20 protein-coding genes are annotated in these 26,924 nt (G+C 33.8%); 11 read left to right on the top strand and 9 right to left on the bottom strand.

Annotated elements, in window-relative coordinates; genetic code table 11:
- Positions 1-77: 77 nt before the first annotated feature.
- The gene (locus GQR94_RS14890) at positions 78-2,126 is read right to left on the bottom strand and encodes an HD family phosphohydrolase (protein WP_158976426.1); all 2,049 of its coding nucleotides are present in this window, start codon (positions 2,124-2,126) and stop codon (positions 78-80) included.
- Positions 2,127-2,329: 203 nt separating this feature from the next.
- Here GQR94_RS14890 and GQR94_RS14885 point away from each other — a divergent pair, with 203 nt between their 5' ends.
- Together GQR94_RS14885 and GQR94_RS14880 are read left to right on the top strand one after the other, a co-directional pair.
- Entirely contained in the window at positions 2,330-3,505 is a 1,176-nt protein-coding gene (locus GQR94_RS14885; RefSeq protein WP_158976424.1) for an acetyl-CoA C-acyltransferase, read from the top strand.
- A gap of 18 nt (positions 3,506-3,523) precedes the next feature.
- Positions 3,524-4,276 carry a C40 family peptidase gene (locus GQR94_RS14880; protein ID WP_158976422.1) on the top strand — a complete coding sequence of 251 codons (753 nt, stop codon included), beginning with the start codon at positions 3,524-3,526 and terminating at the stop codon, positions 4,274-4,276.
- 89 nt (positions 4,277-4,365) lie between these two features.
- Here GQR94_RS14880 and GQR94_RS14875 read toward each other — a convergent pair whose 3' ends face one another.
- Together GQR94_RS14875 and gyrA are read right to left on the bottom strand one after the other, a co-directional pair.
- The gene (locus tag GQR94_RS14875) at positions 4,366-5,628 is read right to left on the bottom strand and encodes a tetratricopeptide repeat protein (protein WP_158976420.1); all 1,263 of its coding nucleotides are present in this window, start codon (positions 5,626-5,628) and stop codon (positions 4,366-4,368) included.
- 25 nt (positions 5,629-5,653) lie between these two features.
- The gene (gene gyrA / locus GQR94_RS14870; RefSeq protein WP_158976418.1) at positions 5,654-8,188 is read right to left on the bottom strand and encodes a DNA gyrase subunit A; all 2,535 of its coding nucleotides are present in this window, start codon (positions 8,186-8,188) and stop codon (positions 5,654-5,656) included.
- Positions 8,189-8,443: 255 nt separating this feature from the next.
- Here gyrA and GQR94_RS14865 point away from each other — a divergent pair, with 255 nt between their 5' ends.
- Both GQR94_RS14865 and GQR94_RS14860 read left to right on the top strand, forming a co-directional pair.
- The gene (locus GQR94_RS14865; RefSeq protein ID WP_158976416.1) at positions 8,444-10,993 is read left to right on the top strand and encodes an ATP-dependent Clp protease ATP-binding subunit; all 2,550 of its coding nucleotides are present in this window, start codon (positions 8,444-8,446) and stop codon (positions 10,991-10,993) included.
- Between the two features lie 297 nt (positions 10,994-11,290).
- Positions 11,291-11,692: an STAS/SEC14 domain-containing protein gene (locus GQR94_RS14860; protein ID WP_158976414.1), complete on the top strand. Its 402-nt coding sequence runs from the start codon at positions 11,291-11,293 to the stop codon at positions 11,690-11,692.
- 114 nt (positions 11,693-11,806) lie between these two features.
- On the opposite strand, the gene GQR94_RS14855 is transcribed toward GQR94_RS14860, so the two are convergent.
- The 4 genes from GQR94_RS14855 to GQR94_RS14840 all read right to left on the bottom strand — a co-directional run bounded on the left by GQR94_RS14855 (position 11,807) and on the right by GQR94_RS14840 (position 15,158).
- Positions 11,807-11,986, bottom strand: a complete 180-nt coding sequence (locus tag GQR94_RS14855) for a hypothetical protein (protein WP_158976412.1) — start codon at positions 11,984-11,986, stop codon at positions 11,807-11,809.
- A 27-nt stretch (positions 11,987-12,013) separates the two neighbouring features.
- On the bottom strand, positions 12,014-12,424 hold the full coding sequence (locus tag GQR94_RS14850; RefSeq protein WP_158976410.1) for a hypothetical protein: 411 nt from the start codon (positions 12,422-12,424) through the stop codon (positions 12,014-12,016).
- Positions 12,417-13,442: a hypothetical protein gene (locus GQR94_RS14845; protein WP_158976408.1), complete on the bottom strand. Its 1,026-nt coding sequence runs from the start codon at positions 13,440-13,442 to the stop codon at positions 12,417-12,419. The genes GQR94_RS14850 and GQR94_RS14845 overlap by 8 nt, the downstream gene beginning before the upstream one ends.
- A gap of 168 nt (positions 13,443-13,610) precedes the next feature.
- Positions 13,611-15,158 (bottom strand): NAD(P)H-hydrate dehydratase, encoded by a 1,548-nt coding sequence (locus tag GQR94_RS14840; RefSeq protein ID WP_158976406.1) that lies wholly within the window; start codon positions 15,156-15,158, stop codon positions 13,611-13,613.
- A gap of 272 nt (positions 15,159-15,430) precedes the next feature.
- On the opposite strand from GQR94_RS14840, the gene thrA reads away from it, so the two are divergent.
- Genes thrA through thrC form a run of 5 tightly spaced genes read left to right on the top strand, consistent with a single transcriptional unit; the run spans position 15,431 to position 21,681 of the window.
- Positions 15,431-17,875, top strand: coding sequence for a bifunctional aspartate kinase/homoserine dehydrogenase I (thrA, locus tag GQR94_RS14835; RefSeq protein WP_158976404.1), 2,445 nt, complete (start codon positions 15,431-15,433; stop codon positions 17,873-17,875).
- 10 nt (positions 17,876-17,885) lie between these two features.
- Positions 17,886-18,812, top strand: a complete 927-nt coding sequence (locus GQR94_RS14830; RefSeq protein WP_158976402.1) for a homoserine kinase — start codon at positions 17,886-17,888, stop codon at positions 18,810-18,812.
- 34 nt (positions 18,813-18,846) lie between these two features.
- Positions 18,847-19,884 (top strand): acyltransferase, encoded by a 1,038-nt coding sequence (locus tag GQR94_RS14825; RefSeq protein WP_158976400.1) that lies wholly within the window; start codon positions 18,847-18,849, stop codon positions 19,882-19,884.
- Between the two features lie 2 nt (positions 19,885-19,886).
- A complete protein-coding gene (locus GQR94_RS14820) occupies positions 19,887-20,336 on the top strand; it encodes a hypothetical protein (protein WP_158976398.1) in 450 nt (149 codons plus the stop codon).
- A gap of 52 nt (positions 20,337-20,388) precedes the next feature.
- Positions 20,389-21,681 (top strand): threonine synthase, encoded by a 1,293-nt coding sequence (gene thrC / locus GQR94_RS14815; protein WP_158976396.1) that lies wholly within the window; start codon positions 20,389-20,391, stop codon positions 21,679-21,681.
- Positions 21,682-21,769: 88 nt separating this feature from the next.
- Here thrC and GQR94_RS14810 read toward each other — a convergent pair whose 3' ends face one another.
- Together GQR94_RS14810 and GQR94_RS22870 are read right to left on the bottom strand one after the other, a co-directional pair.
- On the bottom strand, positions 21,770-22,717 hold the full coding sequence (locus GQR94_RS14810; protein WP_158976394.1) for a polysaccharide lyase family 7 protein: 948 nt from the start codon (positions 22,715-22,717) through the stop codon (positions 21,770-21,772).
- A gap of 211 nt (positions 22,718-22,928) precedes the next feature.
- Positions 22,929-24,665, bottom strand: a complete 1,737-nt coding sequence (locus GQR94_RS22870) for a polysaccharide lyase family 7 protein (protein WP_158976392.1) — start codon at positions 24,663-24,665, stop codon at positions 22,929-22,931.
- Positions 24,666-24,921: 256 nt separating this feature from the next.
- Here GQR94_RS22870 and gcvT point away from each other — a divergent pair, with 256 nt between their 5' ends.
- Together gcvT and GQR94_RS14795 are read left to right on the top strand one after the other, a co-directional pair.
- Positions 24,922-26,007, top strand: a complete 1,086-nt coding sequence (gcvT, locus tag GQR94_RS14800; RefSeq protein ID WP_158976390.1) for a glycine cleavage system aminomethyltransferase GcvT — start codon at positions 24,922-24,924, stop codon at positions 26,005-26,007.
- A complete protein-coding gene (locus GQR94_RS14795) occupies positions 26,007-26,921 on the top strand; it encodes a glutaminase (protein WP_158976388.1) in 915 nt (304 codons plus the stop codon). Before gcvT ends, GQR94_RS14795 begins: the two co-directional genes overlap by 1 nt.
- Positions 26,922-26,924 lie beyond the last annotated feature (3 nt).

Raw genomic sequence — 26,924 nt, 5'->3', positions numbered from 1 at the left:
AAAAATGCGGTTGCAAATGTACTTTTTAGAATACGATATCGCAACTATTTTTTTACTTTTTTTTAAACTATTTTATACTACTCTGGATACTCGACTCTTAGATGATAAATATTTGTCAGTTTTTGCTTCATCACCTTCTTTATTGCTTCAATTTCCTTAAAAGTAATATTGGCATTCAAAAACTGTTTGGCATTCATTTGCCCACTTATAATTTTATCAACGAATTCATCAATAATTAAAAAAGTAGGGTTTTTTAAACTTTTGGAAGCAGCCTCTATAGAATCTGCCATCATCAAAATAGCGGTTTCTTTAGAGAATGGTGTAGGTCCAGGATACCTAAAGTCTTGCTCATTTACTTGATCGTCTATTTCTTGTTGTTTTTTGTAAAAATAATACACAAGTGTAGTTCCATGATGTACACGTATAAAATCTATTATACGGTCTGGAAGATTATTTTTTCTAGCAAGCTCAATACCACCAATAACATGATCTATAATAATTTTAGCACTATCTATAGGTGCTAATTCATCATGCGGATTAACATTGGTTATTTGATTTTCTGTAAAATACGTTGGGTTATTCATTTTCCCAATATCATGATATAATGCTCCTACCCTAACCAGCATTGCATTAGCACCTATTTCATTTGCCGCAGCTTCTGCTAAATTAGCAACCTGCAATGAATGATGAAATGTGCCTGGTGCTTTATTGGCAAGTTCTTTCAACAGCTTAGAGTTTGTATCTGATAATTCTAATAGAGAAACATCAGAAACTAGGCCAAATACTTTTTCATAGATATAAATTAAGGGTTGTACAAATAAAGTAATCATCCCATTCAATAAAAACAAGCCAAAAACCAACCATTGTACGTTATCTAAATTCCCCTCATGAATGATATGAAAAGCAAAATACCCAACCACATAAATTAATATAATTTGTCCTACGGAAATAAAAAGATTAGCTCTTTTATATAATTCTGAAACCGTTAAGATAGTGACGATACCTGTGATGATTTGTAAAAAAACATATTCAAAGCTATTGGGCACTACAAAACCTAAAATCAGCACCGCTAAGACATGCACGAATAACCCTAAACGGGCGTCAAAAAAGGTTTTTAATATTAAGGGTAAAATACATAGGGGAACTACAAACACGTAGGCTTCATTATACTTAACAACTAAAGTTGTTACGAACACCATGAATAGAATATTGAAAAAGATAAAAGTAACTTTGGTGTTGTTCCTATAGATATCTTTTCTATATTTTTTCAAGAAAAGCAACAGCATCATTAAAACCAATGCCACAAGAACTGAGTATCCAAATAATATAAAATAATAGTTATTTGAGGTCCATAAATCAGATTCGTATTCGCTCTTTAAAGAGGAAAGTATTTTATAATTTTCAGCCTCAACAACCTCCCCTTTAGCAATAATTAGTTTTCCTTGATCCACTGTTCCCCGTGTATAGGAAAGTTTAGAATAAGCGTCTTCTAATACTTTTTTTGATAATTCACTATCATAAAATACATTTGGCTCTACAATCTCATAGAACAATCTCTGGTATTCCTTATTTAAACTGGAGATTCTATTCTTTTTAAGAACAGTACTAATTAAACTGTCTAAATCTTCCTTTGTATAAAGCTGATTGCTATTAATCCTAATTTCTTCATTGTTTTTAATAAGGTTTAAACTGTTTGATGTTGACTTTATCGCTACATCACTTGCCACCCCCTTATTATACAAAACATTTAAAATATTCTCTCCAACAACATAAAGCTGATCCTTATTTTTAGGAACTTCAGACAGACCATCTATCAGCCTATTAAATTCTGAGGAGTAGGCATCATAAACCCCTTTAGCAACTTCTTTATCATAAGAATAATAGGGAATTTGTCTATTTTTTATCGCTGCTTTATCTTTTTCTATCTCATCATCTGATTTTTTTATAGAAAAATCTACGGGAGCATAATAGTTTTCATACTGCCATGGTTTTCCCTTCTGAAACTCATATTTAAACTTTCCACCTTTTGGAAAGAAGAAAACAATAAGTACTGTGGAGAGTATATAGATAAAATATTTATATACTAAAGATTGATTCTTATAGAGATTATCTAAAAATGTACTCATTAGGAATTGTTAACGTGTTTCAAAAATAGAAAATATAAGCTTAAAAAAAGATTTTAGCCGTATTCATAAACATCACATCGGCAAATAAAGCAAAATCATTGAAGAATAAGTAAAGATTAACAATATTCAAGTCCTTTTTTTAAAATCATCACAGCCCATTGCACTTAAATTTATTAATTTCGCACAACTAATTATTCGACAAAATGAAAAAGGTAGTAATCGTATCTGCAGTGAGAACTCCAATAGGAAGTTTTATGGGAAGTTTATCCACTGTAACAGCTCCAAAATTAGGCGCAACCGCCATAAAAGGGGCTTTGGACAAAATAAATTTAGATGCTTCATTAGTAGAGGAAGTTATAATGGGTAATGTTGTTTCTGCGGGAACAGGACAAGCTCCTGCAAGACAAGCGGCAATATATGCTGGGATACCAAATACAGTACCTTGTACGACGGTTAATAAGGTGTGTGCATCAGGAATGAAAGCTGTAATGTTAGCTGCACAAGCTATTGCATTAGGAGATGCTTCTATTATTGTAGCCGGTGGTATGGAAAACATGAGTTTAATACCTCATTATGTGCACATGCGTACTGGTCAAAAATTTGGCCCTACTACGTTAATAGATGGCATGCAAAAAGATGGTTTAGTAGATGCTTACGATGAACAAGCAATGGGTGTTTGTGCCGACGCATGTGCTACGAAATATGAATTTTCTAGAGAAGACCAAGATACTTTTGCTATCCAATCCTACAACAGAGCTTCTGAAGCATGGGACAAGGGTAGATTTGCTAATGAAATTGTTCCCGTAGAAGTTCCACAACGAAGAGGAGAACCCCTTGTAATTAATCAAGACGAAGAATATAAAAACGTAAGGATGGACAAAATTCCATCGCTTAGACCTGCTTTTTCAAAAGACGGAACAGTAACGGCTGCAAATGCTTCAACAATTAATGATGGTGCGGCTGCACTAGTATTAATGAGTGAAGAAAAAGCTAAAGAATTAAATTTAAAACCGCTAGCAACTATTGTAAGTTTTGCAGATGCCGCACATGAACCAGAATGGTTTACTACAGCACCTTCAAAAGCGCTTCCAAAAGCACTAGCTAAGGCAAATTTAAAAATAGATGATGTAGACTATTTTGAATTTAATGAAGCTTTCTCTATTGTTGGTTTAGCAAACATGAAATTACTAGGTCTTACAGATGCCAATGTAAATATTAATGGTGGAGCTGTTTCTTTAGGACATCCTTTAGGCTGTTCTGGAGCAAGAATACTTGTTACCTTAATCCATATACTAGAACAACAGAAAGGTACGATTGGAGCCGCTGCAATTTGCAACGGTGGTGGTGGTGCTTCTGCTATGGTACTTAAAAGAAATTAACTTTCAGCAAACAAAACCATGCAATACGGCATATGCCCTCTTAGTGTTGTTCCTGTTCGGTTAAATCCTGAAGATACCAGCGAATTAATAAGTCAATTACTTTATGGTGATCACTATAAAGTAATTGATACTCGTAAATTTTGGAGCAAAATAAGAATTGCTTATGATGGTTGCGAAGGCTGGGTGAGCAACTTGCAACTAAAATTGATTACCGAAGAAGAGTACAATGCGATTGTCACTACTAATGATCCAGCGTATTCTAATGATCTCGTCTCTTTTGTTGCATCCCCTGAAAACACGTTAATTCCTATAGTAATAGGCTCTACAGTAAGTAACGCCAGCCTACTACAACATACTTTTGAAGGGAGTGCTACCGTAAAATCTAATGAGAAGAATAAACTTATTGAAGTGGCGCTATTGTATTTAAATGCACCATATTTATGGGGCGGCATGACCCCATTTGGCATAGATAGTGCCGGCTTTACCCAATTGGTTTATAAAATTAATGGTCACAATTTACTACGCAGTCCTGGACAACAAGCAACACAAGGTGAAGCTTTAAGTTTTATTGAAGAAAGTGAACCCGGTGACTTGGCCTTTTTTGATACCAACGAAGGAATTATAAATCACGTAGGGCTCATCATGCAAAACAACTACGTAATTCACGTTAGCGGAACGGTACGAATAGACCGAATAGACCACACAGGTATTTTCAATACAACATCTAAAACATACACTCACAAGTTACGTGTGATCAAGAAAATATTTTAAAGTAGCATTTTTAATTTCTTTAAATTACACCAACAAAAAAGCCTTTACAAAAATGTAAAGGCTTTTTTTATACTATTTGATAGCGTGAATTATTCTCCTATCAACTTCTTTAATCTCATGAAGTTATCATTATCACCTAATGCTCCGTAGATATTTTTTAATTGCTCTAAAATACCTTGATTATCAGGATTTAATTTTAATGCTTGCTCTAAAATATCTGCTCCTTTTTGAAACAAACCATCTTTCTTCTTTTTAAGCTCGTCATATTTTGCAATATCTGATCTAGAATTCCCTAAAGCATTCATAGCGTCTATTAAACCATTTCCTTCATTAACATATGTTGTAGAAAGGTTTAATTGTGCGTTAACATAACCAGGGTTAATCTCTAAAGCTCTTGTATATGCCGCTCTAGCATCTTCAATATTACCTTGCTCCATATTAACAACACCTATATTATAAAACAAATCTGCGTTATCTGGTTGCAATGCTGTAGCTTCTGCCATTAAAGACTTAAACTTATCTTTATCTCCTAATTTGAAATAAAGGTTAGCTTCATTTAAAATTAAGTTTACATCTTCAGGATCATTTGCACGTGCATCTTTATAAGCACCTAAAGCTTTATCATCTTGACCTAATTGCGTGTAAATTAACGCGATGTTTTTAATAATTTCTGAACTCTTAGAAGGACTTTTTTCTTCTTTAGGATCCTTATACGTCTTAGATTTAACCATAAGATCTCTTTGAGTCTTATCCATTTCTTCCGTTTCACCAGAAGCAACATTAACTGCCGTATACTTCACTTCAGAGCCGTCATATCCTAAATCTTTAAGTTCGTTGTAGTAACTTAAAGCTTGTTCATATTCACCACCATTCACAGCACTACTTGCTGCATAATATAAATAAACGGTATCTTTTGGACTCAATTTGTAGCCCATATACAATTTATCTGCTGCTGGCTTATATTTCTTATTGTTGTTATCTTCAACCGCAGCATTAATTAAATCAGCAGTCATTGCTGATAATTTCTGCTTCGCTTCTGGAGTATACTTTACTTTCCCTGAAGTTTCCTCTGTTGCAATAGCCTCGTTGTAAGATTCAATTGCTGTATTAAATGCACTTGCATCTCCTTTTTTAGCAAGCATTGCAAAAGTTTCTCCTTTTAAGAAGTGAAACTGTGCTTTCATCTTTGCATCTGCACCATCTATTAGAGAAGATGCACTGTCTAATGCTGTTTTAGCTTCTGTAGCACTACCTGCTTTTAATGCTTTCTCCGCACTTTTCAATTCGTTCTTCTGTGAGAACGCTACCATTGTGCAAGACATTGCCGCTGCTATAAATAATCTAGTTTTCATTTTTATTATAATTTTAATTTAGTGTTTATTCTTCTGTTTCAGTATCTGTAGTATCAATTGCCGTGCCATTCTCTGGATCCACAGTCAAGTCACTACCCTCTTCCAACTCATCTACAGCGTCTTCGTCTTTCATAACTTTTGCTACAGCTGCGATAGAATCTTTACCTTTTATATTAATTAAACGAACCCCTTGAGTAGCTCTACCCATAACACGTAGATCTTCAACACTCATACGGATTGCTATACCAGATTTATTAATAATCATTAAATCATCAGAATCCGATACGTTTTTAATAGCGACCAAACCTCCAGTTTTATCGGTAATAGAAATTGTCTTAACGCCTTTACCTCCTCTGTTCGTTATTCTATAGTCTTCAATACTTGAACGCTTACCATATCCTTTTTCAGAAACTACTAAAATTTCTTCTTCAAGATTATGAACAGAAACCATTCCAATGACCTCATCATCATCATTCGCTAAAGTAATACCTCTAACCCCTGAAGCATTTCTACCCATTGGTCTTGTTTTACTTTCTTCAAAACGAATTGCTTTACCAGATTTAAGACCTAGGAATATTTCACTAGTACCTGTGGTAAGTTTTGCTTCTAACAACTCATCATCTTCTCTAATACCAATAGCATTAATACCGTTTTGACGTGGTCTAGAATATTGTTCTAGCGATGTTTTCTTAACGATACCCTTTTTAGTCGCCATAATCACATAGTGACTATTCACATATTCTTCATCTTTTAAATCTTGTGTACAGATGAATGCCTTTACTTTATCATCACTTTCTATACTAATCAAGTTTTGAATAGCTCTACCTTTAGAAGATTTACTTCCTTCTGGAATCTCGTAAACACGCATCCAGAAACATTTTCCTTTTTGAGTAAAGAATAACATGTATTGGTGGTTGGTACCTACAAATAAATGTTCTAAGAAATCTTCATTACGTGTAGATGATGCTTTTTGACCAACTCCTCCTCTATTTTGGGTTTTATATTCTGAAAGTGCTGTTCTCTTAATATATCCAGCATGAGAAATAGTAATCACTACTTGCTCATCAGGAATCATATCTTCCATACTAAGATCTCCACCAGCAAAGTTAATTTCAGAACGTCTTTCATCACCATATTTAGCTTTTACTTCTGCTAATTCTTCTTTGATGATTTCCATTCTACGTTCTTTACGCGCAAGAATATCTTTTAAATCTTCGATGAATTTTAATATTTCATCGTACTCTGTACGTAATTTATCTTGCTCTAATCCTGTTAACTGACGCAAACGCATCTCAACAATTGCCTTAGCCTGAATTTCTGACAGCTTAAAGCGCTCCATTAAGTTTGCACGAGCTTCATCTGCATTAGAAGATGCTCTAATAATTGCAATAACCTCATCAATATTATCCGAAGCTATAATAAGTCCTTCTAAAATATGTGCTCTATCTTCAGCTTTCTTTAACTCAAATTCCGTTCTACGAACAACAACCTCATGTCTATGCTCAACGAAATAATGAATCATTTCTTTCACATTCAACATTTGAGGTCTTCCATTGACCAATGCAATGTTATTTACACTGAAAGAAGTTTGAAGAGATGTATACTTATATAAGGTGTTTAAAACAATATTAGGAATGGCGTCTCTTTTAATAATATAAACGATACGCATACCGTTTCTATCAGATTCATCTCTAATCGTAGAAATACCTTCTATTTTCTTTTCGTTAACAAGATCAGCAGTCTTTTTAATCATGTCTGCCTTATTCACTTGATACGGAATTTCGGTAACGATGATACATTCACGACCTTGAACTTCTTCAAAAGAAGCCTTAGCACGCATAACCACACGACCTCTACCCGTATGAAAAGCTTCTTTAACACCATCATATCCGTAGATAATTCCTCCTGTAGGGAAATCTGGCGCTTTAATATGGGTAATTAACTCATCTATCTCAATATCATTATTCTCAATATATGCAATGGTACCATCTACAACTTCAGATAAGTTATGAGGCGGCATGTTCGTTGCCATACCTACTGCAATACCAGACGCTCCATTTACCAATAAGTTAGGTATTCTGGTTGGCAATACTTTAGGTTCTTTTAATGTATCATCAAAATTCAGCTGATGATCTACAGTATCCTTATCTATATCTGCCAACATGTCGTCTGCAATTTTACGCATACGTGCTTCAGTATAACGCATTGCTGCAGGGCTATCGCCGTCAATAGAACCAAAGTTACCTTGGCCATCTACAAGCATATAACGCAAACTCCATTCTTGTGCCATACGCACCATAGAGTCATATACAGAGGTATCTCCGTGCGGGTGATACTTACCTAAAACCTCACCCACAATACGAGCAGATTTCTTATGAGCACTTGTTGAACGAACACCTAATTCGTACATTCCAAATAAAACTCTTCTATGTACTGGTTTTAAACCATCCCTAACATCAGGTAATGCACGTGACACAATGACCGACATTGAATAATCAATGTAAGCGGATTTCATTTCATCATCTATGTTGATAGGAATTAATTTTTCTCCTTCTGCCATTTTAAAATCTTATATTATTTACTAGGTTAAAAAACATGCCAATATACAGAAAATCGAAGCTTTCCAGACAATTCTTTCATAGTTTATTTAAGAATTTATCAACATTAAAAAGTATATCGTTATTCATAAAACGAATTGGCTTAAGTGGATTATCTTTGTTTTTTACGTCAATTAGGTATTATTTATCGAATATAGGAACAGTATTTGTTATTGTTTGAGATAGATTTACTATTTTTAATGTTGAAAGGAATATATATGGATGATAATTTTTCACCTAGAGTAAAGGATGTAATTGCTTATAGTAAAGAAGAAGCTTTACGACTTGGTCACGATTTTATCGGTACCGAGCATTTAATGCTTGGGCTATTGCGTGATGGAAGTGGAAAAGCAATTAGCATTCTTGACGCTTTAGATGTTGACTTAAATCACCTTCGTAGAAAGGTCGAAATTTTAAGTCCCGCAAACCCCAATGCGACTCCAATGCAAAAAGATAAAAAGAATTTGCACCTGACTAGGCAGGCGGAACGCGCACTAAAAACAACTTTTTTAGAAGCAAAGCTTTTTCAAAGCTCTTCTATTAATACAGCACATTTATTGTTATGCATTCTTAGAAATGAGAATGACCCAACGACTAAATTGCTACATAAATTGAAAGTAGACTATGATGGAGTTAAAGAGCAATTCAAATCTATGATTACAAGTGATGATGATTATGTAGATTCGCCAACGTCAGAATCTTTCCCTAATGATGCAGATGATGCAGCAGAAGGTAAGGAAGGAAATTTCGGAGGAACAACGGGTCAGAAAGGAAATAAAAAATCTAAAACTCCTGTTTTAGATAATTTTGGTCGCGATTTAACGCAAATGGCCGAAGAGGATAAATTAGACCCTGTTGTAGGTAGAGAGAAAGAAATTGAACGGGTTTCTCAAATTTTAAGTAGAAGAAAGAAAAACAATCCTTTACTTATAGGTGAGCCTGGAGTTGGTAAAAGTGCTATCGCAGAAGGATTAGCACTCCGTATTATTAACAAAAAGGTTTCTAGAATACTTTACAACAAACGGGTAGTAACCCTTGATTTAGCTTCTTTAGTAGCGGGCACAAAATACCGTGGGCAGTTTGAAGAGCGTATGAAAGCGGTCATGAACGAACTTGAAAAGAATGATGATATTATTCTTTTTATTGATGAAATTCATACCATTGTTGGTGCAGGTGGCGCAACAGGAAGTTTAGATGCTTCAAACATGTTTAAACCAGCATTAGCCAGAGGAGAAATACAATGTATTGGTGCTACAACCTTAGATGAATACAGACAGTATATTGAAAAAGATGGTGCTTTAGAGCGTCGTTTTCAAAAAGTAATTGTAGAACCTACTACGGTAGATGAAACTATTGAAATACTAAAAAACATCAAAGGAAAATACGAAGACCATCACAATGTAATTTATACGGATGAGTCGATTATTGCTTGCGTAAAGTTAACCAATAGATACATGACAGATCGTTTCCTTCCAGATAAAGCTATTGATGCTTTGGATGAAGCCGGTTCTCGTGTTCATATTGTAAACATGGATGTACCTAAGCAAATTCTAGAGCTAGAAAAACAGCTCGAAGATGTTCGTGAACTTAAAAATACCGTAGTTAAAAAACAACGCTATGAGGAAGCTGCGAAATTACGAGATGACGAAAAGAAAATTGAAAAAGACTTAGCAATAGCCCAAGAAAAATGGGAAGAAGACAGCAAATTGCACCGAGAAACGGTAACCGAAGAAAATGTTGCTGATGTAGTTTCTATGATGAGCGGTATTCCTGTAAATAGAATTGCGCAAACGGAGATTACTAAATTATTTGAGCTACCTAACCTTATTAAAGCCAATGTAATCGGTCAAGATGAAGCGGTTGCTAAAGTAGCGAAAGCGATACAAAGAAATAGAGCAGGTTTAAAAGACCCTAATAAGCCTATTGGATCCTTTATTTTCTTAGGCCAAACAGGGGTTGGTAAAACACAATTGGCTAAAGTTTTGGCTAAAGAATTATTCGATTCTGAAGATGCATTGATTCGTATTGACATGAGTGAATACATGGAGAAATTTGCTATCTCCCGTTTGGTAGGAGCACCTCCAGGATATGTTGGTTATGAAGAAGGTGGTCAGTTGACTGAAAAAGTTCGTCGTAAGCCTTATGCTGTAGTTCTTCTAGATGAAGTAGAAAAAGCGCATCCAGATGTGTTTAATATGATGCTTCAAGTATTAGATGATGGCTTCCTAACAGATAGCTTAGGCCGTAAAATCGATTTTAGAAATACCATTATCATCATGACCTCCAATATTGGAGCACGTCAATTAAAAGATTTTGGTCAAGGTGTTGGTTTTGGTACTTCAGCAATGAAATCGCAAACAGACAGCCACCAAAAAAGTGTGATAGAAAATGCCTTGAAAAAAGCATTCGCACCAGAATTCTTAAATAGAATTGACGATGTCGTTGTTTTTAATCCGTTAGAAAAAGAAGATATTCATAAAATTATTGATATTGAATTGCGTAAATTATTGTTACGTATTAAGGATATAGGATATGAATTAAACTTATCTGATAAAGCTAAAGACTATATTGCTGAAAAAGGATTTGACAAACAATACGGAGCTAGACCATTAAAACGTGCTATTCAAAAGTACATTGAAGATGCATTAGCAGAAGAGATTGTTAGTTCTAAATTACAAGAAGGTGATACTATTTTTATGGATCTTGATGAAGAGAAAGATGAATTAACTATAAAGATTGATAAAGCTAAAAAAGAATCTGAAGCATAACAACTTCTAAAATTCAATTAAAAAGAGAGCCAAATGGCTCTCTTTTTTTGTTTTCACTAGAGATAGAAAAATATGAAAGGTATTTAGGACAATAAGGCTATAATCAAACACTTAAAAAGTACTACAACAATACAATTAGCAACTAAAAAAAATGTAATCGTTTTCATTCAATAACATTTCCATATTCATAAACTTTAGTTACTTAAGCGATATATAAGCGCTTTATCTATTATTTTTTAACAGTTTTAAGCTTAGTAGTATTTTCGTCCGCGAGACACACTATTTAAAATACGAAGAATGAGTATTGAACAATCGAAGAAAACCGTCATCGTTCAAGAGTATCATCTTGAGACAGGCATGGTTCAAGTATACGATGACTACATGGTTGCTATTTTCACCGAAGGAGCAACCATCACCTTAGAAAGAGCGTATCAAATCATAGGAATTGCAGAAATACACTTTAGGGAAAAAAACTTCGGATACATAAGTTTACGAAAAAATTCTTACGCTTTAGACCCTACCGTTTACAGCTACATTCGTGAAATTGAGAATTTAAAAGCATTTGCTGTTGTTTCTGTTAAAGAGATTGATATGCATAATTTCAAAATAGAAAAGCTATTCTACAAAAATTCCATGAAATTTTTCATTGAATTTGATAACGCACTCGCTTGGATCAAAAGACGTGTAAAAGCTAAATAAAACAGAAGAGCCTTTCATTTACATGAAAGGCTCTTTTTTTATCGAATCTATTAGTATACCAGAAAGAGCTAAACTGATTATTCGTTATGTAAATCAGTATTTTTTTTCATTGGCTTAATCTTTCCACTTCTGTTTTAAGTATTGCCCTAGCATACTCCCCACTACCCCTAAAAGAATAACTATCACCAGCTCTACCCAGTTAAAACCGCTATTCGGAACGTTAGTGGCTCTTGAGTAGATAATATACCCAACTACAGGACCGTATGCCACTAAATTAATTACCAACTTTTTCATAGTTATTCCTTATTAAAATTACTTTAATTAATCTCGAAACTGATTGCGTTTTTCTTTCTTCTCCTGAACCTTAATTACAAAACCAGCTTTTTTAATACGCACAGTATCATAAACTGGTTTATCTAAAAGAATTTCATTAATCTCTGGATCTTTGCTAGAGTATTGCACTTTAAAATGCTTGCCCACCCAACCTGGATAGACTATACTTCCTAATTGAATTGAGCCATTAATTCTTTTACCATCAACATAAAACTTATAAGCAGCATAAGTATTTGTATTTTGGATTTCAATTTCAGTACACTCCGCTATTCCATATACAGTATAAAGATTGAAATGATAATATTCTTTGCCATTAGTATAAATAGCATAGATAATAGCAAATAACAATATATACTTTAAAGGAGTTTTAGAGTTAAGAAAACTTTCAAAGTTATTCATGCGACTTACGATTTGTATCTACTTCCCTTTTAACCTTTTTGGCAGTAGCTGTTTTAGTGGAGTTAACGCCTAATCTCATGGTGTGCGTCAAAAAACCACCCATACTATTATTAAACTCTATAAGTCCAGAGCTTCCTATAGTTTTATTTACACTTCCACCCAACATTCCAAAAGTAAAATCAACAGCAGCTGCATTAGGATTACTGAATCTTAATATATAATTCTCATCGCTTCTGGAATAAATAGAAGACCTTAATAAAACTGAGCTCGGATTGAACTTAAATACTCCAGTTACTGCTGCTTTATATGGATCAACCTTGGTATAATCAAAACCATTACCCACATACTGAGCTGCAGCATCACCAAAACCAAAAGCTAAACTCGTTTGAAGACTAGAATTCAATGTTAATCCCATATTATAGGTAGAAAACATATTTTTTATATAAGATACAGAAGAAGCTATTAATTCACCCTCTGCTACTAGCGCAGGAAAAAGTTCCACACCTCCGATTATAGCTAGAGGAATACCAATAGTAACCATAATTATTTTTGATTCATCAACGGTATCGTAAGCTTTCCAAATTTTAGCATCTTCTTTTTCACTAACAGTAACTTCAAGCATTTTTGCGAAAATTGCAGCAGAACTAGATATTCGTTTTTTTATTTCTTCATCTGAAATAGGTAATTCTCTTTTGCGCTCTAGACTAACAAAAGTCGCCAAACCATCTAAATTAACATTTACATAATCAACTATAAAATATCTATTTTTATTTAAGTCATTTCTATAACAACGCAAACTACCTATAGTATCAAAAAAATACCAATCATATGTTTTTACTGAAACTTTTTTAACTTCTTGATTTATAAAATTATTTAGTGTTAGGGCTAATTCTGTTTTAATAGCTCTCTCTAAGCCCAATCTTGAAGCACGTTTATTCTTACTAACAACTTTATTAGCATTAATTTGCAATTGCTTTTTTAGGTTCTTTAATCGCACATTATCTACAAATTTTTCCATTTAGCCTAAGTATAAAAAGTATATTTTCTATACAATTTAGATAAAAAAAAACTTAAAACTAAATTTAATCGTTAACTTGATCTTAATTTAATTATAGAAGCTGATTCAAAAATCAATTATAGCTACTGATTTTTTAAAGTTAAAAAAATCTTTTAACTTATCCATTCCCTATTGCTGTTGTTGTTCTTCCACTTGCGGAGGCTGTTCTGGCTGCTTAAATAAATCAATATAGGCATTACCCAAACTATCTATGAGCGCACTAGCGGTTAGTGATTGATAGCCATAACGCTCCACCGCAATATCTCCAGAGCTACCATGTAAATACACCCCGAAAATTGAAGCCGTTAAGGCTTCATAGCCTTGAGCAATTAATCCTGTAATAATTCCGGTTAACACATCACCGCTTCCCGCAGTAGCCATACCAGGATTTCCTGTAGTATTTATATACCCTTTGCCATCATATACCGTTATGGTATGCGCCCCTTTGATCACTAAAATACAATCATACTTTTTAGAAAATGCTTTTGCTTTTTTTAATTTATCAAAATCGTCCTTCCACTTTCCTAACAAACGTTCCAATTCTTTAGGATGTGGCGTTAAAACCGTTTGCGCAGGCAAATTCTTTAAAAAAGCTTCATTTAGTGCTAAAATATTGATAGCATCAGCATCTAAGACTAATGGTTTTTCATTGCTTTTAAGAAATTCCCCTAAAGCTTTCTGCGTTTCTTTTGCTGTACCTAAACCTATTCCTATTCCGATAACCGTTGGAGTAATCTCAAATTTTATTTTAGTGATAAATTCTTCATGTGCATCTGTAAGCACCATGACTTCTGGCAATGCAGTTTGCAAAGGCAGATATCCGCATTTAGGCAAATAAGCAGTCACTAAACCAGCTCCAGAGCGTAAACAAGATTTAGAGGCTAATTGAACTGATCCTATTTTACCGTAACTGCCTCCTATAATTAAAGCGTGACCATAAGTACCTTTATGTGCGAATTTCTCTCGAGGAATATAAGAAGGTAGTACTTCTAATTTGCTTATCAATTCATAGTCGACTTCCGTATTAGCTATAAATTCAGCATCAATACCAATATCCATAACCTCCCACTGATTGACATAAATACCCGTTTCTGGGAGAAAAAAGACCAATTTTGGCGTTTGAAAGGTTAAAATATGATTTGCTTTCACCACTCCATCCTCCTTCTTTACCGTTTTATTTGTGAATAGACCAGAAGGTAAATCTACTGCTAAAACAAAAGCATCAGAAGCATTTATTTTTTGCATCAATTTAATAACCCAAGCATCTGGATTTCTATTTAATCCAATACCGAAAATAGCATCTATAACAATATCTTCTTTGCTAATTTCAGGAAAATCCGAATCGCTATTAATAAAGTTAGGCCAAATTTTGCGCTCTTTTAATCGATTTAAATTCAGCAAAAAATCATCAGAACGTTTCTCACTATAGTTTACAATATGCACTTCTATAGCATAGCCATGTTCTTGTAAATGTCTTGCAACAGCAACACCATCTCCTCCATTATTACCAATACCACAAAATAGTTGAATTTTTACAGGAGCACCTTGAAGTCTAAGATGTAACCAATTAAAAATTTGAATCGCAACGCGCTCCATAAGTTCGTCACTTTTTATTTGCTGTTTTTCTATTGTATATTTATCAGCTTGGTAGATTTGTTTTGCGCTAAAAATCTTCATTTAATAATAATATTTAACATTAATTGCTGATTCCGTAATAATTTCGGAAATCGTTTGATAAGGAAATCAAAAATACTACATTTGACTATATCTTTAAAAGATATAAAGATCAAATAATGGATAGTCAATTTAACCTTTCTACATTTTATATTGCGCGTGATACTACTATCACTTTCAGCACCACTACCCCATTGGGGTAATCTGCTATTAACTCGTCCGTTTTCGCATATTCATGCATTTTTATTTTTATTACCACAAAACTATTTCTCATAATGAAAGTTCTAAAATTTGGAGGCACTTCTGTTGCTAACGCAAAAAATATAGCCCTTGTTAAAAACATCGTGGCTAATTCTAAAGCAAATAAAACTATTGTCGTAGTTTCCGCCTTAGGCGGGGTAACAGATTTACTGTTAAACACGGCTACACTAGCTTCTGCTCAAGATAACAGCTATAAAAATAGCCTTAAAGAGATTGAAGAAAGACACTTAAATACGATTAAGGAACTAATTCCTGTTTTACAACAAAGCAAAGTTTTAAGCAAAGTAAAAAGCGAACTTAACACCTTAGAAACACTGTTAGAAGGTGCTTATTTAATTGGAGAAATCACACCAAAACTATCTGATAAAATTGTTAGTTATGGCGAACTTTTATCGTCATACATTATAAGTGAATATTTCAGGGCTGAAAAGCTTAACTGCACCTATAAAGACAGTAGAGAGCTCATAAAAACAAATTCTAATTTTGGTAAAGCTATTGTTGATTTTAAAGTTACGAACCACAATTGCAAAGAATTTTTTACCGCTGTTCCTGAACAAATTACTGTAATGGCCGGTTTTATAGCCTCCTCTATTTCTGGAGACTCTACAACTTTAGGTAGAGGTGGGTCTGATTATACGGCAGCCATTATAGCTAGTGCCATTGATGCTGAACTATTAGAAATTTGGACTGATGTTAGTGGAATGTATACCGCTAATCCTAGAATCGTAAAACAAGCGATGCCTATTCCACATATTTCTTATGAGGAAGCTATGGAACTATCACATTTTGGAGCCAAAGTATTATACCCTCCAACAATACAACCCGTACTTGCTAAAGGAATTTCTATTGTCATCAAAAATACTTTTGATGCTGAAAACGAAGGAACATTAATTACAAAAAATAAAAACGAACAAGGAAAAACTGTTCGCGGTATTAGTCATGTTGAACATATTGCACTGCTGTCTTTAGAAGGGCCCGGCATGGTAGGTATCCCTGGAATTTCCAAACGTTTTTTTGAAGTATTATCACAAGCAAATATTAGTGTTGTTTTAATCACCCAAGCTTCTTCTGAACATTCTATCTGTGTGGGCGTTTCTGATAATGATGCTTCCAAAGCGGTGGCTATTGTAAATGAAGCTTTTGAATATGAAATATCCTTAGGTAAAATAAAACCTGTCATCGCAGAAGAAGATTTAGCTATTATAGCCCTTGTGGGCGATAATATGAAGCGTCATCAAGGATTAAGCGGTAAAATGTTTAGCACCTTAGGGAAGAATAATGTTAATATTAGAGCAATTGCGCAAGGTGCTTCTGAACGTAATATTTCTGCCGTTATCGTAAAAGATGATGTAAAGAAAGCTTTAAATACGCTACATGAGGAATTTTTTGAAGACAACACGAAACAATTAAACCTATTTGTAATGGGTGTTGGTAATGTGGGTACAAAATTCTTAAATCAAATACAGCAACAACGTAAATTTTTAAAAGAGAACCTAAAATTAAATATCCGTGTTATCGGAGTTTCTAATTCTAGAACTATGGTTTTTGATGAAGACGGCATCAGCCTAAAAAGTTGGGAAGAAAAGCTTAAAGACGGGGAAAAAGCTGACAAACAGAAATTCTTTGAGAATATCCAAAAACTAAACTATAGAAATAGCATTTTTGTAGACAACACCGCCAGTGCAGCAGTATCTGAAACCTATGCTTCTTATTTAAAAAACAGCATTTCTGTGGTTACTTGCAATAAGATTGCATGTTCTTCTGAATACAACAACTACAAACATCTTAAAGATCTAGCCCGTCAATACAATGCACCATTCTTATTTGAGACCAATGTAGGAGCGGGATTACCGATCATAGATACACTTAAAAATTTAATAGCATCGGGAGATAAAATATTAAAAATACAAGCAGTACTTTCAGGTAGTTTAAACTTTTTGTTTAATAACTTTAATGACCAATCTACCTTCCACGATATCGTAAAACAAGCGCAAGAACAAGGTTATACTGAACCAGATCCAAAAATAGATTTGAGTGGTATTGATGTGATGCGTAAAATTTTAATATTAGCCCGTGAAAGCGGTAACAAAATAGATATAGAAGAAATTGCCAACAAACCTTTCTTACCAGAAGAAAGCCTTGCTACTACAAACAATGAAGACTTTTTTGCTTCCCTAATTAAGCACGAAGCTGGTTTTCAAAAAATGTATAAAGAGGCCAATGATACAGGAAGTAAGCTAAAATACGTAGCGCAATATGAAGATGGTAAAGCTAGTGTAGGTTTACAACATATTCCTAAAGGGCATGACTTTTATAATTTAGAAGGCAGTGATAATATTGTATTATTTTATACCGAAAGATACCCTAACCAACCAATGATTATTAAAGGTGCTGGTGCTGGTGCAGATGTTACCGCTTCTGGTATATTTGCTGATATTATAAGAATAGGTAACTTTTAATCTGTAGGCTATGAATGCAAATGAAATTAGGGTTTTCTGTCCAGCGACTATTGCTAACGTTTCTTGTGGTTTTGATGTTTTAGGACTAGCATTAGATGCTGTGGGTGATGAAATGGTGGTTAGAAAAACAACCCAAAAAGGCATAAGAATCACCAAGCTTACAGGCCAAGACTTACCTACAGAAACCTTACAAAATGTAGCTGGAGTTGCCGGTTTAGCACTATTAGCACAAAGTGATTACGATGGTGGTTTTGATATTGAAATTTATAAAAAAATAAAAGCAGGAAGTGGAATTGGTAGCAGTGCTGCCAGTTCTACCGGTGCTGTATGGGCAATGAATGCTCTGCTAGGCAATCCTTTTTCTCCATTAGAACTCGTGAAATTTGCCATGGAAGGCGAGCGTTTAGCAAGTGGCGTTGCCCATGCAGATAATGTTGCCCCTGCCCTATTTGGTGGTTTCACTTTAGTACGAAGCTATAATCCGTTGGATGTCATTAAAATTAATACACCCAAAGAATTATATGCCACCGTTATCCACCCGCAAATTGAAGTAAAAACATCAGATTCTAGGCGTATTCTAAAAACTACGATCTCTCTAGAAGATGGCATCAAACAATGGGGAAATGTTGGCGGATTAATTGCCGGTTTATTTACGGAAGATTATGAGCTGATTGGCAGGTCATTGGAAGACCACATTATAGAACCTATACGTTCTATATTAATACCAGGCTTTGATGCGGTAAAACAACAAGCGCTAGAATCAGGAGCACTTGGTTGTGGAATCTCAGGTTCAGGTCCTTCTGTATTTGCGTTAAGCAAAGGCATAGAAACTGCAAAAAATGTAGCTAAAGCGATGTCTGATGTGTATGACAAAATAGGAATAGATTATGATATTCACGTATCAAAAGTAAATACTGAAGGAATTAAAATTATATAAAAAAGTGTTTCATGTATTGTTAAAGTAAAGGATTTTGAGATTAGATCAATTAACATTTTCTAGATTCATAGCTGCAATAGCAGTTGTAATATATCATTACGGCCTAGAAGTGTACCCTTTTAATTTAACACCAATACAAGGTTTATTTAAACAAGGAAACATTGCGGTAAGCTACTTTTTTATCCTTTCCGGATTTATCATGATTATAGCCTATCATAAGTATAAAAAAATAGCCTTTTTAGCATATATAAAAAAACGTTTTGCGAGAATTTATCCCGTATATTTCTTAGCCCTAATCATCGTATTGGCGTTTAAAATATACTACCATAAAGACAGCCAACTCGGGGATCTGCTTTTGAACCTAACGATGATTCAAAGTTGGATACCCGGAAAAGCCTTGTCTTTTAATTATCCTGCTTGGTCCTTATCTGTAGAATTATTTTTTTATGTATTATTTCCATTCTTATATAATACATTTTATTCCAAAATAGCTTTTAGTAAATTGGTAGTCCCTATTCTAAGCATCTTTGCAATTAGTCAGTTACTCTTTCATTGGGGAATATATTCAGCATCTTACGAAGGGTTTCCTTCTAAATTTCATGACTTTTTATTCTATTTTCCACCGATGCATTTGGCAGAATTTTTAATCGGAAATTTAGCGGGAATATATTTTATTAAAAAACTTTCAAGCAGCGAGAAAAACTATGACCTTATCATTTTTATACTCTTTGGACTAATTCCTTTCGTTTTGTTTTATAATACTGATTTTATTTTTCACAATGGATTATTAGCCGTTTTATTCCTTCCTATAATTATATTAATGAGCGCTAATAAAGGATTACTTACGACCCTCTCAAAGTACAAACCTTTGGTGTTTTTAGGAGAAATAAGTTATGGGATTTATATTTTACAGAGTCCAATATTTGCATGGACTAAAGCATTCTTAAAAGACAACCAGTTTACAAACGAGACAAGTAAATTTTATATCGCAACAGCAGTATTAATTCTAAGTTCTGCACTTTGTTTTATTTATATTGAAACACCATTGCGTAAAATTCTTAAAAAAATATAACCATGAAGAAATTAATACTACTTTTTGCACTAATTTTATTTTCTAATATAGCTCTTGGACAAGAAATACGAAAGGAAAGTTTGTTTGAGGGGACTTATAACAATGAGCCTATCCAAATTTATATTCAATCTTTTATGCAAGAATGCACAGGAGTTATTTATTACAAGAGTATTGTTCGTTTTCTTGATGCCGATAGAGATGAAACGAAATGGAGAAAATTTGTAGTCTATGCCAATGACAATAATGGTTTTTTATTAGTAGATGATTACTGGAATTCTGGCAGGTATACCAACTACCTTTTTATTGAACAGCATGGATCTGAATTTAAAGGATATATTAAAAATGAAAAAATTCCAAAAAAAGAAGTTTCCCTATATAGAAATACAACACTATTAGATTTTTCTGAACTAAGAGAAGAGGTTCAAAACTTTGAAGATACAGATGATTGCTAATCAACATGACAACACACTATAAAACAACTCAAAAACTCCAAATTAAAAGAAAATGAATTTTTACAGCCTCAACAAAAAAGCCCCAAACGTAAGTTTTAAAGACGCGGTAATTAAAGGAATTGCACCAGATCGCGGCTTGTATTTCCCCGAAAAAATTACCCCGTTACCACATGATTTTTTTGAACACATAGAAGATGTATCACCTATAGAAATTGCACAAAAAGCTATAAAACAATTTGTCTCTGATGATATTGATGATGAAAAACTAAAATCTATTTTAGAAGATGTTTTAAATTTTGATTTTCCTGTAGTAGAAATCAATAAAAATATTGGAACCCTAGAGTTATTCCATGGTCCTACATTAGCATTTAAAGATGTTGGCGCAGGATTTATGGCAAGATGTTTAGGACATTTCTCTGAAGGAAGTAAGACTGAGGTAACAGTACTTGTGGCCACCTCAGGAGATACCGGTGGCGCAGTTGCTAATGGCTTCTTAGGAGTAGAGGGCGTAAAAGTCGTGATCCTATATCCTACAGGAAAAGTTAGTGATATTCAAGAAAAACAATTGACTACTCTTGGAAAAAACATTACAGCCTTAGAAGTAGAGGGCACTTTTGATGATTGCCAGACGATGGTAAAAACGGCATTTTTGGATGAAGAAATTACTTCAACAAAGCAATTAACATCAGCAAATTCTATTAATGTAGCCCGTTGGTTGCCACAGCTTTTCTATTTCTTATTTGCATACAAACAAGCTAAATCTCAGGGTAAAGAAATTGTATTTTCTATTCCTAGTGGAAATTTTGGTAATATTTGTGCTGGTATTGTAGCACAACAATTAGGGATGCCTGTAAAGCATTTTATAGCATCCACGAACGTAAATGATGTTGTTCCTCGTTTTATGACCACTAAAAGTTATGATCCAAAACCATCTATAGCGACCATATCTAACGCTATGGATGTTGGTGACCCTAGCAATTTTATTAGAATAAGACACATCTATAACGATGATTTTAATACCATTGCTAAAAACATATCTTCTTATTCATTTACAGACGAACAGACGAAAGAAGCCATGTTAGAGCTGTACAACGAGTATAATTATATTGCAGATCCACATGGAGCAGTTGGATATTTAGGTCTTAAAAAGTATCAAGAAACACACCCTGACACCTACGGTATTTTCCTAGAAACTGCACATCCTGTTAAATTTTTAGATATTGTAGAAGATACTATCAAAGAGAATTTAGATATCCCTAAAAAGATTATCAAACAGATGAATAAAAAGAAAAAATCTATTAAAATTTCAAGCTATGAGGAGTTGAAAAAATTTCTAATAGATTAATTCACAAAAATTTCAATAAAAAAGGGTATTCATACGACATGAATACCCTTTACTGTTATCAACTAAATAACAAAAAATTATCGTTTTTCTAAAAGTGTTTTACAAAGAAGTCATAAACAACAACTTCACCATAATTTAAAGGATCATCAGTATCGCTTCCCTCTTTCTCAGAGTTACTTTGGGTATAATTACCAACTTTAAAATAAGATTGATCATAATTTTTATCCATTAAAATAGTACTACTACCATCCAAAACTAGGTATTCTGAAGCTGTACCATTTTCATAACTAGCTTTTAAATCTCCATCTTCACTGTAGTAGCAATAATGCTTACCATCTACCACTTCAAAAATTACTTCATGGTTAGTTCCTAAATTATAGTCTGTTTTAATCGTTAAGTTACTTCTAAGTACTCCTCCATTAAAACTTAAAAATAAATGTGAACCTTCTAATCTTAAGACCATAGCATCATCAATCCCAGCTTCTTTATCGCCATGAATTTGCGTTCCTACTATATGACTCTTATTTATTGGCAAATGTGTAAAGGCTTGTTTTACGTAAATTACATGAGTCCCTTCGGTAGTCCAGTAAATATCAGCGGTACCATCTTCTGTTCGCTCTCTTAATTCAGATCGGATATAGGTAGAATTGGTAGTTGTATTATTTGTACTTCTAATAGGTGCTTTAAATACAATTCCGTTTTTAGCTTCATTCACATAGAAATATTCGTTGTTATCTTCATCACAAAGGGTCTTATCTTCTTCCCCATCAGGATACGTAATTTTCCATTGTGCACAATTAGCCATCAAATCTGCCGGAATTTTAGCGGTGCCACTCGTTTCCTCAGGGGTAGTGTTATCTTCTGGGACTGTTGGATCCTCTGGTTCAGCTACCTCTTCTACCGGAGTCTCCATTTCTTCAGATGCATTAGGATCTTCTTCTAGTGAACTTCCTTTATCTGAGCAATTTAAAGTTGCACCTAGGATTGCAACAACTATGAAAAATTTAAAAAAAGTACTACAGATAGTTTTTAACATGCTATGAAATTAGAGTTTATTCGTTTGTTTTTGGTAAACCAAATTGGTTGACCAATTACAAATATCGTAAATTAATAGCACTTAATTATGCTATAAACTAACTATTTCGTTGAATGGTTTCATTTTTACAAAAATTAGCACCAATAAAAAAGGGCATTCACATTTCTGCAAATACCCTTTAATCTTAACTAACTCAAAAAAAAACTATTATTTAATCATGATCTACGAAAAAGTCATAAACCACTACTTCACCATAATTATTAGAATTTCCGGTAGAACTACCTTCTTCTTCTGCATTACTTTGTGTATAATTACCAATCTTGAAATAGGATTGATCATAATCAATATCCATTAATACACTATTACTACCATCTTTTACTAAGTAAGAGGAAGCTGTACCATTAAGATATTTACTTCTTAGATCACCATCTTCACTATAGTAACAATAATGCTTACCATCTTTAACTTCGAAGATTACTTCATGAACTGTCCCCAAGCTATAGTTAGATTTTACCGTTACATCACTTCTAAGTTTATTACCATTAAAACTTAAAAATAAATTAGAACCTTCTAAACGCAATACCATTGCATCATCAATACCTGCTTCTTTATCTCCATGTATTTGTGTTGCTACTAAATGATCTTTTTCAATTGGTAAATGTGTAATTGCTTGTTTTACATATACTACGTGTGTACCATCCGTTGTCCAGTAAATATCAGATTTACCATCTTCTGTTCTTTCTCTAAGTTCAGATCTTACATAATCAGAATTAGGAGTAGTCCCATTATTACTACGAATTGGAGCTCTAAACACTAAACCGTTCTTTGCGCTATTCACATAGAAATATTCGTTATTATCTTCCCCACAAAGTGTTTTATCTTCTTCTCCGTCAGGATATGTAATTTTCCATTGGTTACAGTTGCTCATTAAATCTGAAGGGATAGAAGCATTACCTGTTGGTGGGTCTACTGTACCTCCACCATCACTTTCTCCACTAAACACCTGAACTTCTGCTAATGATAACGCATTTGTTCCTTTTAATTTAATACGAACTCTAGATCCTGTTACCCCACCTGTACTAATGGTTACTGAAGGACTAGGTGTGCTAGTTATTGTTGTTTTATAAACCTGAGTTCCTGCATCATTATATACAAAAACATCAAAATCATTTAATCGTGAAGAACAACAGCTATCTGTTCTGTTCCAAATAACAATATCACCAATGGTGTAATCATCACCTAAACGAACTTGCCACCAAGGAGAAGAACTATTTGATGTATGTGTTACACTACCTTGACTCCAAGCTCCTGAAGTATTCCCATCTACAGCAAGACCAGGAAGACCTGCATTAGAAGAGTAATTAGAAGATTGTTCTGCCGTTTTACCTAAGGCAAGGTTATCACTTACGCTAATCTGGCCTACACTTACCGGAGTAATTTTAATCCAGTTAATGTTCCATCCACCACCTGTTGCAAGCAATTTTAAAGTACTAGTTCCCGCAGATAAATCAACTGTTTTAGAAGTGGTTACCCAACTTTGGTATCCACCAGTAGCCGTTTTGTTAACATTAGATAATTTTGTATTACCTTGATAAAAATCAAATTTAGAAGTATTAGACTTAGAGGCCACTCTAAATTCAAATTTATAACTTCCTGATGCTGGTACGGTAAGATCATACTCTAGATAATCTCCTGCATCTATCCAACCAACATTACTTCCTCCTCCACTATCTGAAGTAGATTCTGTATTGATTCCGCTCATACCATCAAAATTTTCTGCTTGAATGGTCTGTGCGCTCGTTGAAGAAATAGTCACATTAGGCGACACTAATAAATTGTCGTTTTCTGTAAGATCGTTCTCTGCGCAATTAAAAGCCAAAGCTAAAATTGGCACTGTTAAAAGTCTCAAAACTGTTTTTGATTTCATCATTTTTTGTGTGTTTTTCATAATACTAAAAGTTGAGTGTTTCAATTGGTACTCCAATTTGGATTACCAATTTGGTTGACCAATTATAGAGCTGTATTATTTAAATTCCTAATTAATTGTCACTTAATCGATGAAATCCACCTTTTTGTCTGATTTTATTAAAGAATTGATAATCTCGAGGAGAAAATATGTGTTGTTCCTATATAAATATTCTCTGCTATTAAGGGGACGTATCTAACATATTTTCAATAATTTTGAACGACTAAATAAATTAGAAATGAAAAACACCGCATTAACAGAAATACACAAAGAATTAGGCGCAAAACTTGTTCCTTTTGCAGGATATAATATGCCTGTATCTTATGAAGGCGTAACTATTGAACATGAAACCGTAAGGACTGGTGTAGGTGTTTTTGATGTGTCTCATATGGGCGAGTTTTTAATTAGTGGACCAAATGCACTTTCCTTAATCCAAAAAGTAAGTTCTAATGACGCATCTAAGCTTACCATAGGTAAGGCTCAATATAGTTGCATGCCTAATGAAACAAGTGGTATTGTTGATGATTTAATCATTTACCAAATTAAAGATGCCCAATATTTATTGGTAGTAAATGCTTCTAATATTGAAAAAGATTGGAACCATATCTCTAAATACAATCAAGATATAAATGCAGATATGCGTAATCTTTCAGAAGATTATTCACTTTTAGCCATCCAAGGGCCAAAAGCTGTTGAAGCAATGCAGTCTCTTACCGATGTAGATTTAGCTACTATTAAATTTTACACTTTTGAGGTGGCACCGTTTGCAGGTATTGACAATGTTATAATTTCTGCTACAGGTTATACTGGTTCTGGAGGTTTTGAAATTTATTGTAAAAATACTGAAGCAGCACAAATTTGGAATAAGGTATTTGAAGCGGGTAAAGCTTTCGGAATTAAACCTATTGGATTAGCCGCGAGAGATACCTTACGTTTAGAAATGGGGTATTGTTTATATGGTAATGATATTAACGATACGACCTCTCCTATTGAAGCTGGTTTAGGTTGGGTAACTAAGTTCACAAAAGACTTTGTGAATAGTGAAAACTTAGCCAAAGAAAAAGCAGAAGGTTCTACAAGGAAACTTATTGCTTTTGAGTTAGATGAAAGAGGAATCCCCCGTCATGATTATGACATTGTAAATACAAATGGAGAAAAAATTGGTATTGTTACTTCTGGAACTATGTCGCCCTCTTTAGGTAAAGGAATAGGATTAGGGTATGTTCCTAAAACACTTAGTGCTGTAGGTGAAAAAATTTACATCCAAATTAGAAAAAAAGCTGTTCCTGCAACTATAGTTAAATTACCTTTTTATAAAAATTAATGATCAAGTACCCAGAAATACTTCAACACATACAACAAGAAATTAAAAAAGTTTCTGATCGAGGGCAAGTAGCTCGTTATATTCCGGAGCTCTCAAAAATAGATCCTAAAAAATTTGGCATGCACATTATTGATGCAAACCGAAATGAATTTTCTGTGGGCGATTCTCAAGAAGCTTTTTCTATTCAAAGTATTTCTAAAGTATTGTCCCTTAGCCAAGCTATTGGGCTTATTGGAGAAGACCTTTGGAAGCGTGTTGATGTAGAACCCTCTGGCGATCCGTTCAATCATTTATCCTTATTAGAATTAGAAAATGGTATTCCAAGAAATCCATTGATTAATGCTGGAGCCATTGTTGTCGCAGATGTTTTAGTATCAAAATTAAAAAACCCGAAAGAAGACTTTTTAACATATATACAAGACATATCAGGAGATAAAAGTATTAAATTTGACCCTGAAGTTGCAAAATCTGAAAAGGAAACAGGATTTAGAAACTATGCAGCTGCCAATCTTTTAAAATCTTATGGAAATTTACACAACGATGTAGATACCGTACTTGATTTTTATTTTCACCAATGTTCTTTATCCTTAAACTGCAATCAGCTTACCAAGTTATTTTTCGTTTTTATGAATCGAGGAAAATGTTTGCAAAACAAAACCTATTTAACCACTAGCCAAGTAAAACGAATTAATGCATTAATGCTTACCTGTGGCTTCTATGATGAAGCCGGGGAATTTGCTTTTGAAGTAGGCTTACCTGGAAAAAGTGGTGTTGGTGGTGGCATTATTGCGCTATTGCCTGATAATTACTGCGTTGCAACTTGGTCTCCCGGTCTAAACAAAAAAGGAAATTCTAAATTAGGCATGCTAGCATTAGAAATGCTAACTACTGCTACAAAGCAGTCAATTTTTTAATAA

It is taken from the genome of Cellulophaga sp. L1A9 (genome assembly GCF_009797025.1).
Lineage (GTDB): Bacteria > Bacteroidota > Bacteroidia > Flavobacteriales > Flavobacteriaceae > Cellulophaga.
This window is presented reverse-complemented; position numbering and strand designations above follow the sequence as displayed.

Bases quoted from the DNA above. Each gene is read 5' to 3' on its own strand.
- GQR94_RS14795 (WP_158976388.1), top strand. From the start codon at position 26,007: ATGATCAAGTACCCAGAAATACTTCAACACATACAACAAGAAATTAAA.
- GQR94_RS14855 (WP_158976412.1), bottom strand. From the start codon at position 11,986: ATGAAAAAGTTGGTAATTAATTTAGTGGCATACGGTCCTGTAGTTGGG.
- GQR94_RS14830 (WP_158976402.1), top strand. From the start codon at position 17,886: ATGAATGCAAATGAAATTAGGGTTTTCTGTCCAGCGACTATTGCTAAC.
- GQR94_RS14810 (WP_158976394.1), bottom strand. From the start codon at position 22,717: ATGTTAAAAACTATCTGTAGTACTTTTTTTAAATTTTTCATAGTTGTT.
- GQR94_RS14860 (WP_158976414.1), top strand. From the start codon at position 11,291: ATGAGTATTGAACAATCGAAGAAAACCGTCATCGTTCAAGAGTATCAT.
- thrC (WP_158976396.1), top strand. From the start codon at position 20,389: ATGAATTTTTACAGCCTCAACAAAAAAGCCCCAAACGTAAGTTTTAAA.
- GQR94_RS14845 (WP_158976408.1), bottom strand. From the start codon at position 13,442: ATGGAAAAATTTGTAGATAATGTGCGATTAAAGAACCTAAAAAAGCAA.
- GQR94_RS14840 (WP_158976406.1), bottom strand. From the start codon at position 15,158: ATGAAGATTTTTAGCGCAAAACAAATCTACCAAGCTGATAAATATACA.
- GQR94_RS14885 (WP_158976424.1), top strand. From the start codon at position 2,330: ATGAAAAAGGTAGTAATCGTATCTGCAGTGAGAACTCCAATAGGAAGT.
- gyrA (WP_158976418.1), bottom strand. From the start codon at position 8,188: ATGGCAGAAGGAGAAAAATTAATTCCTATCAACATAGATGATGAAATG.
- GQR94_RS22870 (WP_158976392.1), bottom strand. From the start codon at position 24,665: ATGAAAAACACACAAAAAATGATGAAATCAAAAACAGTTTTGAGACTT.
- gcvT (WP_158976390.1), top strand. From the start codon at position 24,922: ATGAAAAACACCGCATTAACAGAAATACACAAAGAATTAGGCGCAAAA.
- GQR94_RS14875 (WP_158976420.1), bottom strand. From the start codon at position 5,628: ATGAAAACTAGATTATTTATAGCAGCGGCAATGTCTTGCACAATGGTA.
- GQR94_RS14880 (WP_158976422.1), top strand. From the start codon at position 3,524: ATGCAATACGGCATATGCCCTCTTAGTGTTGTTCCTGTTCGGTTAAAT.
- GQR94_RS14890 (WP_158976426.1), bottom strand. From the start codon at position 2,126: ATGAGTACATTTTTAGATAATCTCTATAAGAATCAATCTTTAGTATAT.
- GQR94_RS14820 (WP_158976398.1), top strand. From the start codon at position 19,887: ATGAAGAAATTAATACTACTTTTTGCACTAATTTTATTTTCTAATATA.
- GQR94_RS14865 (WP_158976416.1), top strand. From the start codon at position 8,444: ATGGATGATAATTTTTCACCTAGAGTAAAGGATGTAATTGCTTATAGT.
- thrA (WP_158976404.1), top strand. From the start codon at position 15,431: ATGAAAGTTCTAAAATTTGGAGGCACTTCTGTTGCTAACGCAAAAAAT.
- GQR94_RS14850 (WP_158976410.1), bottom strand. From the start codon at position 12,424: ATGAATAACTTTGAAAGTTTTCTTAACTCTAAAACTCCTTTAAAGTAT.